General features: G+C 63.6%; 13 protein-coding genes and 1 pseudogene. 10 read left to right on the forward strand and 4 right to left on the reverse strand.

All coding sequences use genetic code 11. From position 1 onward, the window contains the following. A partial coding sequence (locus VGP39_RS26335) for a TAXI family TRAP transporter solute-binding subunit (RefSeq protein WP_327571024.1) occupies positions 1-593 on the reverse strand: 593 nt, incomplete at its 3' end. Positions 594-611: 18 nt separating this feature from the next. Then, positions 612-2,651: a TRAP transporter fused permease subunit gene (locus tag VGP39_RS26340; RefSeq protein WP_327571025.1), complete on the reverse strand. Its 2,040-nt coding sequence runs from the start codon at positions 2,649-2,651 to the stop codon at positions 612-614. Between the two features lie 371 nt (positions 2,652-3,022). Between VGP39_RS26340 and VGP39_RS26345 the strand changes: the two genes are divergently transcribed. From VGP39_RS26345 to VGP39_RS26375, 7 genes are all read left to right on the forward strand, one after another. Further along, positions 3,023-3,997, forward strand: coding sequence for a tripartite tricarboxylate transporter substrate binding protein (locus VGP39_RS26345; protein WP_414644815.1), 975 nt, complete (start codon positions 3,023-3,025; stop codon positions 3,995-3,997). A 217-nt stretch (positions 3,998-4,214) separates the two neighbouring features. After that, on the forward strand, positions 4,215-4,700 hold the full coding sequence (locus VGP39_RS26350) for a tripartite tricarboxylate transporter TctB family protein (protein ID WP_327571026.1): 486 nt from the start codon (positions 4,215-4,217) through the stop codon (positions 4,698-4,700). 9 nt (positions 4,701-4,709) lie between these two features. Then, positions 4,710-6,218 (forward strand): tripartite tricarboxylate transporter permease, encoded by a 1,509-nt coding sequence (locus VGP39_RS26355; protein ID WP_327571027.1) that lies wholly within the window; start codon positions 4,710-4,712, stop codon positions 6,216-6,218. A gap of 121 nt (positions 6,219-6,339) precedes the next feature. Beyond that, complete coding sequence (locus VGP39_RS26360; RefSeq protein ID WP_327571028.1) at positions 6,340-7,287, forward strand: TAXI family TRAP transporter solute-binding subunit; 948 nt, start codon at positions 6,340-6,342, stop codon at positions 7,285-7,287. 158 nt (positions 7,288-7,445) lie between these two features. Further along, complete coding sequence (locus VGP39_RS26365; protein ID WP_327571029.1) at positions 7,446-9,554, forward strand: TRAP transporter permease; 2,109 nt, start codon at positions 7,446-7,448, stop codon at positions 9,552-9,554. Next, positions 9,515-9,922, forward strand: coding sequence for a DUF1850 domain-containing protein (locus tag VGP39_RS26370; protein ID WP_327571030.1), 408 nt, complete (start codon positions 9,515-9,517; stop codon positions 9,920-9,922). Before VGP39_RS26365 ends, VGP39_RS26370 begins: the two co-directional genes overlap by 40 nt. Positions 9,923-10,030: 108 nt before the next feature. Then, positions 10,031-10,834 (forward strand): glucose 1-dehydrogenase, encoded by an 804-nt coding sequence (locus VGP39_RS26375; protein ID WP_327571031.1) that lies wholly within the window; start codon positions 10,031-10,033, stop codon positions 10,832-10,834. Between the two features lie 146 nt (positions 10,835-10,980). Here VGP39_RS26375 and VGP39_RS26380 read toward each other — a convergent pair whose 3' ends face one another. Then, positions 10,981-12,525, reverse strand: a complete 1,545-nt coding sequence (locus VGP39_RS26380) for a sodium:proton antiporter (RefSeq protein ID WP_327571032.1) — start codon at positions 12,523-12,525, stop codon at positions 10,981-10,983. 325 nt (positions 12,526-12,850) lie between these two features. On the opposite strand from VGP39_RS26380, the gene VGP39_RS26385 reads away from it, so the two are divergent. The 3 genes from VGP39_RS26385 (at position 12,851) to VGP39_RS26395 (ending at position 15,597) form a co-directional block, all read left to right on the forward strand. Further along, on the forward strand, positions 12,851-14,776 hold the full coding sequence (locus tag VGP39_RS26385; protein ID WP_327571033.1) for a propionyl-CoA synthetase: 1,926 nt from the start codon (positions 12,851-12,853) through the stop codon (positions 14,774-14,776). A gap of 208 nt (positions 14,777-14,984) precedes the next feature. Further along, on the forward strand, positions 14,985-15,254 hold the full coding sequence (locus VGP39_RS26390; protein WP_327571034.1) for a hypothetical protein: 270 nt from the start codon (positions 14,985-14,987) through the stop codon (positions 15,252-15,254). Between the two features lie 136 nt (positions 15,255-15,390). Beyond that, positions 15,391-15,597 (forward strand): DUF6494 family protein, encoded by a 207-nt coding sequence (locus VGP39_RS26395; protein ID WP_327571035.1) that lies wholly within the window; start codon positions 15,391-15,393, stop codon positions 15,595-15,597. A 261-nt stretch (positions 15,598-15,858) separates the two neighbouring features. Here VGP39_RS26395 and VGP39_RS26400 read toward each other — a convergent pair. Then, a pseudogene (locus VGP39_RS26400) lies at positions 15,859-16,019 on the reverse strand (DUF1013 domain-containing protein); the annotation flags it as partial.

Consider the following 16,019-nt stretch of genomic DNA (forward strand, 5'->3'; position numbering starts at 1 on the left):
ATGCCGCCGACCCAGAAGAACGCGTCGATCTTGCGGTCCTTGATGGCGTTGACGGATTCGGCCACCCCAAGCCGCTCGCGTTTCATGTCCTTGTCCTTGTCGAGGCCGGCCGCCTCGATCACGCGGAACGCCATCACCTCGGTGGCGCCGCCCGGCGATCCCGTGGAAACCCGCTTGCCCTTCAGGTCCGCCATGGTTTGGATGCCGGTGCCGTCGACCGTCACCACATGCATGCGGTTCGGGTAGACCACGAGCAGCGTTTGCAGCGGCACCTTGTTGTTCTTGAATTTGTCATTGCCCTGCAGCGCATCCAGCGCGGCATCCGCCATGGTGAAGGCCATCTCGCTCTGGCCGGCGCCGATCAGTTTCAGATTATCGATCGAGCCGCCGGTGACTTCCGCGGTGGCCTGCACATTGGGAAGCGCCTTGGACAGCACGTTGGCGACGGCGCCGCCGAGCGGATAATAGACGCCGCCGGTGCCGCCGGTGCCGATCGCCATGGTTTTTTGCTGGGCATGAACTATTCCGGCGAGCGCGAGTCCTGCGGAAAACGTAACGGCCAGCACTGTTGCGGTCTTTTTCATTCTCGTCATCATCGCATCACTCCCTGATCATGTTGTAAGAGCCGGTCGTTTCGGCGCCGGCGTTCTGGCCTGCCAAAGCAGCACGCCCAGGCCGATGATCAGGCCGGGCACGTAGGTATAGCTGATGTCGCGTCCAATGATCCATTCGACGATCGCCTCGATCAGGCTCGGAAACACCAGCAGCAATCCCGATAGCAGAAGCAGGCCGCGCTCGATCGGCGTATTTTGTCGCAGCGCCCAGTTCTGCGCCACCGCGGCCAGCGCCACCAGTCCTAACGTGGTCTTGACGGTGATTTCGAGAATGTCGATCCACGAGCCGCCTTTGGGAATCGACAGCAGCAAGCCGACGCCCTGCGGATCGAGCACGAACACGAACGGCACCAGGAACGCCGGCAGCGTGTATTTCCACGACTGCAGCGTGGTCTTGTAGGGATCGCCGCCGGTGATGGCGGCGGCGGCGAACGGCGACAGCGCGGTTGGCGGCGATACTTCCGACAGCACGGCATAATAGAAGATGAACATATGGGCGGCGTAGTCCGGCACGCCGAGCTTGATCAGCGCCGGCGCCGCGATCACCGCGCAGATGATGTAGGACGCCGTCACCGGCACCGCGAGGCCGATGATCCACACGATCAGCGAGGTATAAATCGCGGTCAACAGCAGGCTGCCGCCGGCATAGCTGATGACGATGGAGGAGAATTTGAGCCCGAGCCCGGTCAAGGTCACCACGCCGACCACGATGCCAGCACAGGCGCAGGTGGTGGCGGCATTGAGTGCGCCGATCGAGCCGTCGGCCAGTGCGCGCACCAGCTTCTTCGGCACCAGCGCGGTCTCCCTGCGCAGGAAACTGAGGGCGAAGGTGACCGCCGTGGCGTAAAACACCGACAGTGACGCCGAATAGCCGACCACCATGAACACCACGACGGCAAGCAGCGAGATGAAATGAAAACCGTAGCGCCTGGTCATCTGGCCGAGCGACATCTCCGGCGTGAAGTTGACGTCCCTCGCGCCGAACTTCTTGGCGTCCAGTTCGACCATGATCAGCAGCGACAGGTAATACAGGCAGGTCGGAATCGTCGCCATCCAGATCACGTCGAGATAGCTGATCTTCAGGAATTCGGCGATCAGGAACGCGGCGGCCCCCAGCACCGGCGGCGACAGGATTGCCCCTAACCCGCCCGCCGCCAGCAATCCGCCGGCGGCGTTCTTCTCAAAGCCGGCCTTGGCCAGCATCGGATAGGCGACGGTGCCGATCATCACTGTGGTGGCGACGCCGGATCCCGACGGTCCGCCCAGCAGGAAGGACGACAGCACGACGGTTCGCCCCGCGCTGTTGGCTTTGCCGCCCATCAGCGCCAGCGAGAAATCGATGAAGAATTTGCCGGCGCCGGATTGCTGCAGGAACGCGCCGTAGATGGTGAACAGGATGATCAGCGTAGCGGATACGTCGACCGCGACGCCGAAAATGCCTTCCAGCGTGATGAAGAGATGGCCGACCAGCCGGGACAGGTCGTAGCCGCGATGGGTCCAGGGTGCGGGCAGATGCGGGCCCAGCATCGCATAGGCAATAAAGAACAACGACACCACCGGCATGATCGGCCCGGTGGTGCGCCGGGTCGCTTCCAGCAGCAGCACGATGAACACGATGCCGACGATGACGTCGAGGCGGTCCGGCGACGTGGCGCGGTCGGTAAAATCGTCGCCGCCCCACAGCGCATAGCCTATGGTCGCAACCGCGAAAATGCCGGGAACGATATCCCACCAGCGCACGCGATTGCGGAACCTCATCGCCACCGGAAACAGCAGGAAGCTCAGCACCAGGGTGAACGCCACGTGGGTGTAGCGCAGTTCCTGGGTCGGCACGATGGCGTAGGCGGCGTAGAGGTGGAACAGGCTCATGACCACGGCGATCGCGGTCGAGATCCGCCCGGCCCATCCCATCAGCCGATTGGCGGCGCCCTCCTCGGCTTCGACGAAGGATTCCGCCTTGAGCAGGGCTTCGTTCGAGACAGCCACCGTCACGTCGTTAGGTGGCGGGTCGCTTTTCGGTGAATTGTCTGCGGCCATGCTTCTCCCGGGGAACCGATACGGCCGCGCTGGTCCGGGCCTTGTTGCTTGCGGCGCATTCAGTCCCGTTTAACAAGCCATGGCAAGAGCTTATTGGTGATAAATTGAGCAGATGCGACCAATGTTGAAGAGCATTTTGCCAGGCAAAATCTCACGGCTAGGCGCCGACCTTCGCAGAGACCGCATTCCGGCGTGCGGAACGTGTTCGTTGCTCCTTCAACAAGAAACGAACGCGCGCGCTGCTTAATGTCGCAGCAACCGTCACCGCGCAATGTGCAATTCTTTGACGCGCTATTGCCGGTCCACTATCCTCACGGCAAAACAGCGATGGCATCCGGGATTTCGCGGGGCCGCACAGGGAGAATCTGCCGATGGTACGTCACAAGCGTTCGATGATCTTGTTTGCCGCCTTCGCACTGGCCGCGCTCTGCGGCGCGGCGTCGGCGCAGGATTATCCCACCAAGCCGGTCACCCTGATCGTGCCCTGGCCCGCGGGAGGATCGACCGATATTTCGATGCGTGCCATCGCCGACAGCGCTTCGAAATTTCTCGGCCAGCCGATCGTTATCGACAACAAGGCCGGCGGCGGCGGCACGGTCGGCCCGGCCACCATGGCGGCGGCGGCGAAGCCCGACGGCTACACCATCGCGCAGCTTCCGATCACGGTGTTTCGTCTGCCGCTGATGCAGGACGTGTCGTGGGATCCGGCCAAGGATTTCAGCTACATCATTCATCTGACCGGCTACACCTTCGGCGTCACCACCAATGCCGAGTCGCAGTTCAAGACCTGGAAGGATGTGGTCGATTTCGCCAAGCAAAATCCCGGCAAGGTGACCTACGCGACGCCGGGCACCGGGACATCGCTGCACATCGGCATGGAGCAGATCGCGGGCCTCGCCGGCATCAAGCTGACCCAGGTGCCGTTCAAGGGCGGCGCGGAAACCAACGCGGCGGTGCTTGGCCAGCACACCACGCTGCAGGCCGATTCAACCGGATGGCGGCCGCTGGTCGATGCCGGCAAGCTGCGGCTGCTGATGGTGTGGACCTCGGTGCGCTCGCCGAATTTCCCCGATGTGCCGACGCTCAAGGAACTCGGCTATCCGATGGTGTACGATTCGCCGTTCGGCATCGGCGGCCCGAAAGGAATGGATCCGAAGATCGTCGCTAAAATTCACGATGCCTTCAAGAAGGCGATCGAGGACCCCGCCGTGGTCGCGACGCTCGCGAAATACGACATGGTTCCGAATTACAAGAGCACCGAGGACTACAAGAAATTCGTCGTCGAGGTCACCGACTCCGAGCGCAAGGTGATCGACACCCTCGGGCTGGCGAAGAAGACGAATTAACCACGTGTCCCGGGCGCGGTGCAGCGTTCTTCACGCTGCTCCGCAGAACCGGGACCACAAGCAATACATCGTCATGCGCGGGCTTGACCCGCGCATCCATCACTCTTCAAACGAGTCCTTCGAAGAGGATGGATTGCCGGGTCAAGCCCGGCAATGACGGATTGGGGTGGAGATTGCGTTCCCCGTGGCATGCCTCGCGGATGAAAAAGAAGAGCCGATGAGCAACAGCACCAGCCCCCCATTCAAACTCAACAATTCCGAGCTCTGGGGCGGGCTGATCGGGCTGGCGCTCGGCGTCTTCGTGGTCTGGTCGAGCTTCAAGCTCAAGATCGGCACCATCAACGATCCAGGTTCAGGTTATGTGCTGTTCTACACCGGCATCCTGATGGGCCTGTTTGCAACAACCATTGTCGTCTCCGCGGTCACCGAGGGCGGCCCGACCTTCGCCTCGCGATGGGAGGGCGCGCGCTGGACCAAGCCGGCAGTGCTCATCGCCTGCCTCATCGTCTATTGCTTTGCGCTTGAACCGCTCGGTTTCCTGATATCGTCGATACCGCTGATGCTGCTGTTGTTGCGGGCGATCGATCCGGTGCGCTGGCCGCTGGCGCTGCCGCTGGCCGTGCTGGCGCCGCTCGGGGTGTGGTGGGTGCTGAAGCGTATGCTCCTGATCCAGTTGCCCGCGGGCATCTTCGACATCGGCTGAGCGGTATTCATGGACACACTCCTCAATGTCGCGCACGGCTTCGGTGTCGCGCTGCTGCCGATCAACCTGCTGTACTGCTTCATCGGCGTGTTCATCGGCACCCTGGTCGGCGTGCTGCCGGGCATCGGCCCGATCTCGGCGATGTCGTTGCTGCTGCCCATTACGCTGTCCGGCACCCCGGAATCCGGCATCATCATGATGGCCGGCATCTACTACGGCTCGATGTATGGCGGATCGACCACGTCGATCCTGGTCAACATTCCCGGGGAGGCCGCCTCGGTAGTGACCTGCATCGACGGCCACCAGATGGCGAAACAGGGCCGCGCCGGACCGGCGCTGGGCATCTCCGCGCTGGGCTCGTTCATCGCCGGCACCTTTTCGCTTGTCGCGCTGATGCTGGTGGCGCCGTCGCTGGCGAGCGTCGCGATCGCGTTCGGGCCGGCCGAATATTTCAGCCTGATGGTGCTGGGCCTGGTGGTGCTGACCTTCCTCACCCAGGGCTCGATGGCCAAGGCCCTGCTGATGGCGTGCATCGGCGTCGTGCTCGGCCTGATCGGGCTCGACGCCATTACGGCACAACCGAGGATGACGTTCGGCCGGCTCGAATTGATCGACGGCATCGGGCTCGTGCCGGTTGTGATGGGCCTGTTCGGCCTTGCCGAAGTCCTGACCAATACCGAGCAGGTCATCAAGCGCGATATCATCAACGCCAAGATCACCCAGCTGCTGCCGAACAAGGCCGACTGGAAGGCCAGCGCCGGTCCGATCGGCCGCGGGACGCTGCTTGGATTCTTCCTCGGCATTCTTCCCGGCGGCGGCGCAGTGGTGTCCTCGTTTGCCTCCTATGCGCTGGAAAAGCGTCTGTCGAAAACGCCGGAACGGTTCGGTCACGGGGCAATCGAGGGCGTCGCGGGCCCCGAAGCGGCGAACAACGCTGCGGCCGGCGGCGCCTTCATTCCGCTGATGACGCTGGGCATTCCGCCCAACGTGGTGATGGCGCTGCTGCTCGGCGCCTTCGTCATCCACGGCCTGCAGCCCGGGCCGCTGCTGATCACCCAAAACCCCGGCCTGTTCTGGGGCATCGTCGCCAGCATGTATATCGGCAATGTGATGCTGCTGGTGCTGAACCTGCCGCTGATCGGGATGTGGGTGCAGCTTCTGAAGCTGCCCTACAACATTCTGTTCCCGCTGATCATCCTGTTCACGATCATCGGGGTCTATTGCAGCAGCAATAACGTGTTCGACGTCTATGTTATGGTCGCGTTCGGCGTGATCGGCTACTTCATGCGCAAGTTCGGCTATGAGCCGGCGCCGCTGGTGCTGGCCTTCGTGCTGGGGCCGATGCTGGAGAACAACTTGCGCAAGTCGCTGATCCTGTCGCATGGCGATCTGCTCACTTTCATGCAACGTCCCATCTCGGCGGCGTGCCTATTGCTGGCGGCGGTTCTTCTGGCTGGCCCTTTGTTGCCGTCCCTGCGCAAGAAGCGCGAGATAGTCGCCTTGGACGAGGGCGCATAGTCTTTCGTCACGGGATTGTTACGGTTCCACTATTGCAACATGGCGCTGGGCCGTTTTCACGGCTTGACCGCGGCCTTTCAGCCGTCCACTTTCCCGCCAAATTTAAGGGAGAGATCATTCTATGAATTCGAAGTTATTTGCCGCAGCAATTGTCAGCGCGGCGGTATTGCCGGCGTCCGCAGCCCAGGCCCAGTCATTCATCAACGTCCTGACCGGGGGGACTTCCGGTGTGTACTATCCGCTCGGCGTCGCGATCGGCAAAATCTACAGCGACAAGATTCCGAGCGTGAAGACCCAGGTGCAGGCCACCAAGGCGTCGGTCGAAAACCTGGTGCTGCTGCAGCAGGGCCGCGGCGAACTCGCATTTACGCTCGGCGATTCGCTGAAAGCCGCCTGGGAAGGCGATGAGGAGGCCGGCTTCAAGGCCAAGCTGAACAAGCTGCGCACCATCGGCGCGATCTATCCGAACTATATCCAGATCGTCGCCACCGCCGAGAGCGGCATCAAGACGCTGGCCGATCTGAAGGGCAAGAGCCTGTCGGTCGGCGCGCCGAAATCCGGCACCGAACTCAACTCACGCGCGATCCTGGGCGCGGCGGGCCTCAGCTACAAGGACCTCGGCAAGGTCGAATACCTGCCGTTCGCCGAATCGGTCGACCTGATGAAGAACCGCCAACTCAATGCGACGCTGCAATCGGCCGGGCTCGGCGTAGCCTCGCTGAAGGATCTGTCGACCTCGAGCGAGATCAGCGTGGTCTCGGTTCCAAAGGAGGTCGTCGACAAGATCGGCCCGCCCTTCGTGTCGGTCAACATCCCGGCTAATACCTATACTGGCCAGGACAAGGACGTGCCGACCGCGGCGGTGGTGAACTATCTGGTCACCAGCTCCGCCGTCTCGGACGACCTTGCCTACCAGATGACAAAACTAATCTTCGAGTCGCTGCCGGAACTCGCCAATTCCCACGTCGCCGGCAAGGAGATCAAGCTGGAGACCGCCGCGACCGGCAGCCCGGTGCCGCTGCACCCCGGCGCCATCCGCTATTACAAGGAAAAGGGTTTGATAAAGTAAGTCGAAAAAGCTTATTCAGCCGTCATGGCCGGGCTTGTCCCGGCCATCCACGTCTTGAGCGGCGAAAAGACGTGGATGCCCGGGACAAGCCCGGGCATGACGAGCGGGAAGTTTCTGAGCGTGCTATGATTGGCGCGTGGGCGCGGGGACAACACGACATGCTGCAAACCGAGGGCACCGAGGGCCCCGTCAAGGTTGAGTTCGACAATTTCGAGCACGGCTTTCCGGAAGGCTTTGGCCCCGGCGGCTGGGGCCATCTCGCCTATGCCATCGGCATCGCATTCGCAGCCTTCCAGCTTGTGATCGCGGCGTGGAACATCCTGCCGAGCCAAGTGGTGCGCGGCGTCCATGTCGGCTTCCTGATCCTGATGACGTTTGGGCTGATCGGCAATTTTACGGCCAAAAGCCACGCCGGCCGAGCCGCGGGTTGGCTGATCGGCGGCGTCGGCTTTCTCTGCGGCCTCTACCAGTGGATCTTCTATGCCGACCTGATCGCGCGTGACGGCGATCCGACCCGGCTCGATCTGGTGGTCGGCACGCTGCTGGCGTTCCTGATCTTCGAGGGCACGCGGGGGCTGATGGGCCTGGCGTTGCCGCTGATGTGCGGCGCCTGCCTGCTGTACTGGTTCTTCGGCCAGTATTTGCCCGCGCCGCTCAATCATCGCGGTTATGACTTCGACCAGGTCATCACCCATCTGTCATACGGCACCGAAGGCTTTTACGGCGTGCCGATCTACGTCTCCGCGACCTACATCTTCCTGTTCATCCTGTTCGGCTCGTTCCTCGAACGCGCCGGCATGATCCAGCTGTTCACCGACGTCTCGCTCGGCCTGTTCGGCAGCACCCGCGGCGGACCTGCCAAGGTCGCGGTGTTCGCCTCCGGCATGATGGGCACGATTTCAGGATCGGGCGTCGCCAACGTCGTCACCGTCGGCCAGTTCACGATTCCCCTGATGATCAAGTTCGGCTACCGCCGCGCCTTCGCCGCCGGTGTCGAGGCCACCGCCTCGATGGGCGGGCAGATCATGCCGCCGGTGATGGGCGCGGTCGCCTTCATCATGGCGGAGACCCTCGGCGTCGATTACTCGGTGATCGTCAAGGCCGCGGTGATCCCGGCGATGCTGTATTTCGCTTCCGCATTCTGGATGGTGCATCTGGAAGCCGGCAAGCACGGCCTGGTCGGCATGAAGCGCTCGGAAATTCCGAGCGCCTGGAAGGCGCTGGTGGCGCGCTGGTACCTGGTGCTGCCGCTGGCGGCCCTGGTCTACATGCTGTTTGAAGGCTTTACGCCGCTCTACGCCGGCACCATGGGGCTGTCGCTGACGGTGGCGCTGATCCTCGGCGCCAGCATCACGCTTGGCTTCTCCTCAAACGTGCTGCGTTATATCTTCTGGCTCGGCCTCGCGCTGGTGGTGGCCGCGGTGTCGCGCAACGGCCTCGATATTGTGCCCATCGCCTGCATCATCGCCGCGCTGGTGCTGATCTCCGCTGTCACCCGCGGCGGACGCGCCACGCTGGCGGCGTGCCGCGATTCGCTGGCCGACAGCGCCAAGTCTGCGCTGACCGTCGGGATGGCCTGCGCCATCGTCGGCACCATCATCGGCATGATGACGCAGACCGGCGTCGGCACCATCTTCGGCGGCTGGGTGATCGGGCTCGGCGAGAAGAGCCTGTTCCTGGCGCTGGTGATGACGATGTTTTTGTCGATCCTGCTCGGCACCGGCATTCCGACCATTCCGACCTACATCATCACCGCGGCGCTCGCCGCGCCTGCGCTGGCAAAACTCGGCGTGCCGCTGATCGAAAGCCACATGTTCGCGTTCTATTACGGGATCATGGCCGATCTCTCGCCGCCGGTGGCGCTGGCCGCGCTGGCGGCGGCGCCCATCGCCAAGGAAAATCCCGACAAGATCGGCTGGGAGGCGATGCGGATCGCGCTCGCGGGCTACGTAATTCCCTTCATATTCGTCTATTCGCCGGCGCTGATGCTGCAACCGGGCGATCCGATGGCGCCGCAACTCGGCTTCTACGGCGCGGTGGTATTCGCAACCTTCAAGGCGCTGGTCGCGATCGGCCTGTTCGGCATGGTGGCGATCGGATTCCTGTTCGCGCGAATGACGCTGGCGGAACGCGTCCTCGCCTTTGCCGCGGCGCTGTGTCTGCTAGGCGACTTCCGCTTCAGCGACACCGCCGGCTTTGCGCTGGCGGTCGCCATTGTGGTCTGGCAATGGCGGCAGCGCCCGCGCACGCAAGCGGCCGCAGCTTGAGCCTTTGTCTCGCCTCGGCCGGTATCGTCAAGACGCTGGCGGTCGCGGCATTCACGCTTGCCTGGACCCATTCGATCGAGAAGGTCGACTGGCAGGAAGACTGGCGCGTCACGCCACAAGGGCTCGAACTGGTGCAGGCTCGCGTCAAGGGATCGGGTGCGGGCATGGAGCCGCCGCCCGACGCTCGGCTGGTCGACGGCTGGTTTCAATGGCAGCCGCAGCGCGCGGCGATGCCGGAGGTCGTGCTTGGCAATTCAGGTGCGGCGGGGGAGTGGCGGCTGTGCACCGATGGCAAGTGCCGCACGCTGTCGGAGATTTTCGGTTTTCGGATTGGCTCCAACGTCACGACGATGAGCGCGTGCCCGTAGCCCGGATGAGCTCTTGCGAAGTCCGGGAAGCCGCCTAACGAAAACCCCGGATTTCGCAAGAGCTCCATCCGGGCTACAAGCATACAAAAATCATAACGGGAGATCTCGATGCCACGGCTCAAGGGCAAGACAGCGATGGTGGTCGGCGCCGGCTCGATCGGGCCGGGGTGGGGCAACGGCAAGGCGACCGCGGTGACGTTCGCGCGCGAGGGCGCGCAGGTGCTTTGCGTCGATCGCAACGGCGCCGCCGCCGAAGAGACGGCAGCCATCATCCTTTCGGAAGGCGGCGTCGCGGCGGCGTTCACCGCCGATGTTTCCAGGGCGAGTGACGTCGAAGCCATGGTGGCGGCGTGCCTCAAGGCTTACGGCCGCATCGACGTGCTCGACAACAATGTCGGCATCGCGGAGATGGGCAGCGTGGTCGAGGTCTCAGAAGCCGATTGGGACCGGGTGTTCGCGGTCAATCTGAAGAGCGCGTTCCTCGCCATGAAGCACGTCATTCCGGTGATGGCGCGGCAGGGCGGCGGCTCGATCATCAACATCTCGTCGATCGCCTCGATCCGCCACCTCGGCATTTCCTATGTCAGCTACGCCACCACCAAGGCTGCGATGAACCAGATGACGCGCACCACCGCGGTGGAATTCGCGCCGAAACACATCCGGGTCAACGCGATCCTGCCGGGCCTGATGAAGACGCCGATGGTCGAACACTCCGCGGGGCTGGCGGCGAGCTATGCTGCGGGAGATGTCGAAGCGATGTGGCGCGCCCGCGACGCACAGGTGCCGATGGGCCACATGGGCGAGGCCTGGGATGTCGCCAACGCGGCGCTGTTCCTGGCGTCGGATGAGTCGAGATATGTGACGGGGATCGAGCTGGTGGTCGATGGCGGGATCACCTGCAAGGTCGGATGAGGTGTTCGTGCCCCGGACGCAGCGCAGCGCGTAGCTCTTGCGAAGCGGTGCGCTGCAGAGCCGGGGGCCCCGGTATCTTCGCCAACCGGGGTCCCGGTTCTGCGAAGCGGCATGAAGAATGCCGCATCGCGCCCGGGACACGACAGCTACCCCTGCGCGCTGAGTTCCGCCCAGTCGAGTTCCTCCTCCAGCATGTGAAAGGCGTCGTCGCCGATGGTTTCCGACTGGCGCAACGCCAGGATCGCGCGCCGCGCCGCGGCAATGGCGCGGCGGCGCAGCGGATCGGCGGGAAGCTCGCTGGACGACACGCCGCCATGGGGATCGCTTTCGGCGCGCAGCAGCAGCGCGCTGTATTCAAGCCTGAGGATTTCCGCCTCTTCCGACGGATCGCCGTCGATTTCGTTGAGCGCCGCGCGATAGGCGACGGCACGGGCGCGACCGACTTCGCGCTCAACCGGGTTCTCGTCCCTGAGATGCAAGGCCGAGATCAGCGGCCGCAGCGTCAGGCCCTGGATCACCAGCGAGCCCAGCACCACCGCGAACGCCGTCAGCAGAATCAGATCGCGCTGCGGAAAGCCCTCCGGCAGCGCGAAGGCAGCCGCCAGCGTGACGATGCCGCGCATCCCGCACCATGAAATCACGATGCCGCCCTGAACGGTAGGTGCGGCCATCGGGCGGCGCGGATGAAAGCCGCGGCGCGCGATGGTGAGCCGCAACGCGGTATTATACGACATCACCCAGACGATGCGCGTCAGGATGACCACGCCGAGCACGGCGGCGGCGACCAGGCAGTATTGCAGCCGCAGTGATTCATCGAGCCGCTCCCAGATCGGCCGCAGCTGCATGCCGATCATCACAAAGGCCAGCACGTTAAGCACGAACACCGCGGTGTCCCACACCGCGTAGGACGGCACCCTCAAGCGCGCCGGCGTCCGCTCAGGTGCGGTGCGCGCGATGGTGATGGCATAGGCGACGATGGTCAGGATGCCGGACAGGCCGATGTGTTCGGCGACGATCCATACCGTAAAGGTGCCGGCGAACTGCACGATGATGGCGCTCGGCGCGTCCGCGATCCGTCGCGTCAGCGTCGTCGAGAGCTTTGCGAACAGAAAGCCCGCGATTAGGCTTCCGGCCAGCGCCAGCACGATGGCCGGCGCGAACGCGCTCCACCTGAAATGCTCCACTGCGGCGGCCCCGACGGCGACGCGGTAGATCAACAGCGCGCTGGCGTCGTTGAGCAGGCTTTCGCCTTCGAGGATTTTCAAGAGCCGGTAGGGCAGTTTGACCTGGCGCAGGATCGCGGTTGCGGCGGCGGCATCCGGGGGTGCGACAATGGCGCCGAGCGCGATCGCGGCGGCCCATGGCATGCCCGGCACCAGCCAGTGTGCGAGCACCGCGACCGTCGCGGTGGTGAGGCCGACCGCGATGAACACCAAAGTGGAAACCGGCAGCCAGTTGTCGCGGAGATCGCGCAGCGAGGTGTCGAACGCCGCATCGAGCAGCACCGGTGCGACGAACAGCGCCAGCGCCAGCTCCGGCTCCAGCGTCCAGGAGGGCGCGCCGGGCAAGAAGGCCAGCGCCATACCGCCTAGCGCGAGAAAGGTCGGATACGGCACCTTGGTGCGGCGGGCCAAGGTGGACAGCAGTACCGCGCCGAGCAACAGGCCAATGATCCACTCGAAGGTAATCAAGCGCCGTCCCCTGTGCGGCTGCTTTGCCGTGCAGTATGATGCAATGCGCGCCAGGCTCAATGCAAGGCGCACACTGGGGCTGAGGGATATGGAGCGTTAGCTGACTGCCGTCATTCCGGGATGCATGCGAAGCATGTGAGAAGCCGTAGGGTGGGCAAAGGCGCTCTTGCGCCGTGCCCACCACCTTGATTCAGGCAAGCGATGAATGGTGGGCAAGCCATCGCACGCGCGCAGCGCGCCCGATGGCTTTGCCCACCCTACGACGGCTACGGCGGTCTTGAATTGTGTGGGCATCCCGTGACAATGACGTTCCGGGAGACACGCCATGAACATCCACGACAACAGCCGCTACCACGAAGTCCATGCGCGCTCGCTTGCCGACCCGCAAGGTTTTTGGGGCGAGGCGGCGCGGGAGATCGACTGGATCGAGCCGGCGAAAAAAGTCTTCGACCCCGGAATCGGCCTCTATGGCCGCTGGTTTGCCGGCGCCGTGGTCAACACCTGCTACAATGCGCTGGACCGCCACGTCGCGGGCGGCCGCGCCGACCAGGTGGCGCTGATCCACGATTCGCCGCTGGCAAATCCGGCTGGACCGAGCACCGTCACCAAATTCACCTATGCCGAACTGCTGGCCGAGGTGCAAACGCTCGCCGCCATCATGCAGGATTTCGGCGTGGGGAAGGGCGACCGCGTCGTCCTCTATATGCCGATGGTGCCGGAGGCGATGATCGCCATGCTGGCCTGCGCGCGGATCGGCGCGGTGCATTCGGTGGTGTTCGGCGGTTTTGCCGCGAAAGAACTCGCCACGCGCATCGAAGATGCAAAACCCAAACTGATCTTCTCGGCCAGCTGCGGCCTCGAGCCCGGCCGCCTCGTGCAGTACAAGCCGCTGCTCGACGAGGCCGTCAAACTTTCCAGCGTCAAGCCCGATGCCTGCATCATCCTGCAGCGGCCGCAGCAGTCCTGCGATCTCATCGCAGGCCGTGACCATGACTGGGCCGAATTGCGCGGCGCTGCGATCGCGGCGAAAAAATCCGCGCCCTGCGTGCCCGTGCCGGCAACCGACCCGCTCTACATCCTCTACACCTCGGGCACCACCGGAAAGCCGAAAGGCGTGGTGCGCGACAATGGCGGGCATCTGGTGGCGTTAAAATGGTCGATGTTCAATCTCTATGGCGTCAAGCCCGGCGAGGTCTGGTGGTGCGGAAGCGACATCGGCTGGGTGGTCGGCCACAGCTACATCATCTACGCGCCGCTGTTTCATGGCGCGACCTCGATCATGTATGAGGGCAAGCCGATCGGCACGCCGGACGCGGGCGCGTTCTGGCGCGTGATCTCGCAGCATGGCGCGGTGGCGTTCTTCACCGCGCCGACCGCGTTCCGCGCCATCCGCAAGGAAGACCCGGACGGCAAGTTCATCCGGCAATACGATCTCTCAAAATTCCGCACGCTGTTTCTCGCCGGCGAGCGCGCCGATCCGCCGACGGTGGATTGGGCGGAAAAGCAATTGAAGGTGCCGGTGATCGATCACTGGTGGCAGACCGAAACCGGCTGGTGCATCGCCGGCAATCCGATCGGGCTAGGCCAGCTGCCGGTAAAACACGGCTCGCCGACGGTGCCGATGCCCGGTTATCAGGTCGATGTGGTGGATGAGGCCGCACGACCGTTGTCCGCCGGGACCATGGGTTCGATCGTCATCAAACTGCCGATGCCGCCGGCGTGCCTGCCGACGCTGTGGGAGCAGGACGAGCGCTGCAAGGAAGCCTATTTCAACGAGTTTCCCGGCTACTACAAGACCTCCGACGCCGGCTACAAGGACGAGGACGGCTATGTCTATGTGATGGGCCGCACCGACGACATCATCAATGTCGCCGGCCACCGGCTCTCCACCGGCGGCATGGAGGAGATTTTGGCCTCGCATCCGGATGTCGCCGAATGCGCGGTGCTCGGCATCAAGGACGCCATCAAGGGCGAGGCGCCGTGCGGCCTCCTGGTGCTGAAGGCCGGGGTGGCGCGTGAGGCGTCCGAGATCGAAAAGGAAGTCGTGGCGCTGGTGCGCGACAAGCTCGGCCCCGTGGCGGCGTTCAAGCTCGCGATCACCGTGGCGCGGCTGCCCAAAACGCGCTCGGGCAAAATCCTGCGCGGCACCATCAAGAAGATCGCCGATAATGAGCCCTGGACCATGCCCGCGACCATCGAGGACCCCAAGGTGCTGGAGGAGATTCAAGGCGCGCTGCAGGGAAGGGTGTGAATTTTCGTCATTTCGGGATGCGGCTCTTGGCGCAGGCCCGGAATCCATAGCCCCGGTATCCGTGTTCAGCGGCCACACGCGGGAACAGGGAGTATGGATTCCGGGCTCGCTCGCAGAGGGCTCGTGCCCCGGAATGACGAGGGTAATGACTTACAATTCCCGCAATTGCGGCTAAACCGTCGCGGCGAGAAGCTAACCGGGACACCACATGCGACCCAACATCTCGACCCGCCTGATTGCGCTCACCCTCGCCGCGCTGGTACTCGCCGCCTGCGCATCCCGCAATGAAATCCCCGTCTCCAGTCTCGGCGAGGATGACGACGCGATCTGCCGCGCCAACAATGTTGCGGTCGGCTCATCCGAATACGTCGCCTGCCGCAAGAACCGCGACGTCCAGCGCGGCAACGCCGCCGCGAAGGCCGACCGCGCCCAGCGCAACCTGAGCGAAACGATGATCAACACGCCGTATAAGCCGTAACCCAGGAAAATGTATCGCATCAAAGTTCGTCATGCCCGGGCTTGTCCCGGGCCTCCACGTCTTAATACTATCAGCGAGAAAGACGTAGATGGCCGGACAAGCCCGGCCATGACGAAACCCCCGACGGGAGTCCATCATGAACGAAGACACCTTCAACACCAGCCTGCGCGGTTTTCTCAAGAAAGTCGGCATCACCTCGCAGCGCGAGATCGAAAAAGCGGTGCGCGACGCGCTGGCCGACGGCCGCCTCGAGGGCCACGAAAAACTGCCGGCAAAGGTTGTGCTGACGGTCGGCGGCGTCGGCCTCACGCATGAGATCACGGCGGAGATTGAACTCGGATAAAATTGCTCGACCATCGTGTCACGCACAGCGCTGTCATACGCGGGCTTGACCCGCGTATCCATCAAATCTCCGTAAAATGATTTCGGTGAAGTGGGATCGATGGCCGGGGTTTTGACTGCGTGTCCCGGACGCGGTGCAGCGTTCTTCACGCTGCTCCGCAGAGCCGGGACCCCGGTCAAGCGAAGATAGCTGGGCCCCGGCTCTGCAGCGCACCGCTTCGCAAGTGCTACGCGCTACGCTGCGTCCGGGGCACGAGGAGTGCTACTCCTCGTTCTTCTTGCCCCCAATCGTCTTCAACTTGGCGAACACCGCATCGACATTGAGGTCGTCGCGCTGTTTTTCGGTCGGCTCGAATTCCGGCTCCTTGCGCGCGGTGGTCTCGGAGGCCGGCAGCAGGGTGGCGCCGCCGTAGGCCTGATCGG

The organism is Bradyrhizobium sp. (assembly GCF_036009065.1).
Lineage (GTDB): Bacteria > Pseudomonadota > Alphaproteobacteria > Rhizobiales > Xanthobacteraceae > Bradyrhizobium.

Bases quoted from the DNA above. Each gene is read 5' to 3' on its own strand.
- VGP39_RS26365 (WP_327571029.1), top strand. From the start codon at position 7,446: ATGCTGCAAACCGAGGGCACCGAGGGCCCCGTCAAGGTTGAGTTCGAC.
- VGP39_RS26350 (WP_327571026.1), top strand. From the start codon at position 4,215: ATGAGCAACAGCACCAGCCCCCCATTCAAACTCAACAATTCCGAGCTC.
- VGP39_RS26375 (WP_327571031.1), top strand. From the start codon at position 10,031: ATGCCACGGCTCAAGGGCAAGACAGCGATGGTGGTCGGCGCCGGCTCG.
- VGP39_RS26340 (WP_327571025.1), bottom strand. From the start codon at position 2,651: ATGGCCGCAGACAATTCACCGAAAAGCGACCCGCCACCTAACGACGTG.
- VGP39_RS26390 (WP_327571034.1), top strand. From the start codon at position 14,985: ATGCGACCCAACATCTCGACCCGCCTGATTGCGCTCACCCTCGCCGCG.
- VGP39_RS26395 (WP_327571035.1), top strand. From the start codon at position 15,391: ATGAACGAAGACACCTTCAACACCAGCCTGCGCGGTTTTCTCAAGAAA.
- VGP39_RS26385 (WP_327571033.1), top strand. From the start codon at position 12,851: ATGAACATCCACGACAACAGCCGCTACCACGAAGTCCATGCGCGCTCG.
- VGP39_RS26355 (WP_327571027.1), top strand. From the start codon at position 4,710: ATGGACACACTCCTCAATGTCGCGCACGGCTTCGGTGTCGCGCTGCTG.
- VGP39_RS26345 (WP_414644815.1), top strand. From the start codon at position 3,023: ATGGTACGTCACAAGCGTTCGATGATCTTGTTTGCCGCCTTCGCACTG.
- VGP39_RS26370 (WP_327571030.1), top strand. From the start codon at position 9,515: ATGGCGGCAGCGCCCGCGCACGCAAGCGGCCGCAGCTTGAGCCTTTGT.
- VGP39_RS26360 (WP_327571028.1), top strand. From the start codon at position 6,340: ATGAATTCGAAGTTATTTGCCGCAGCAATTGTCAGCGCGGCGGTATTG.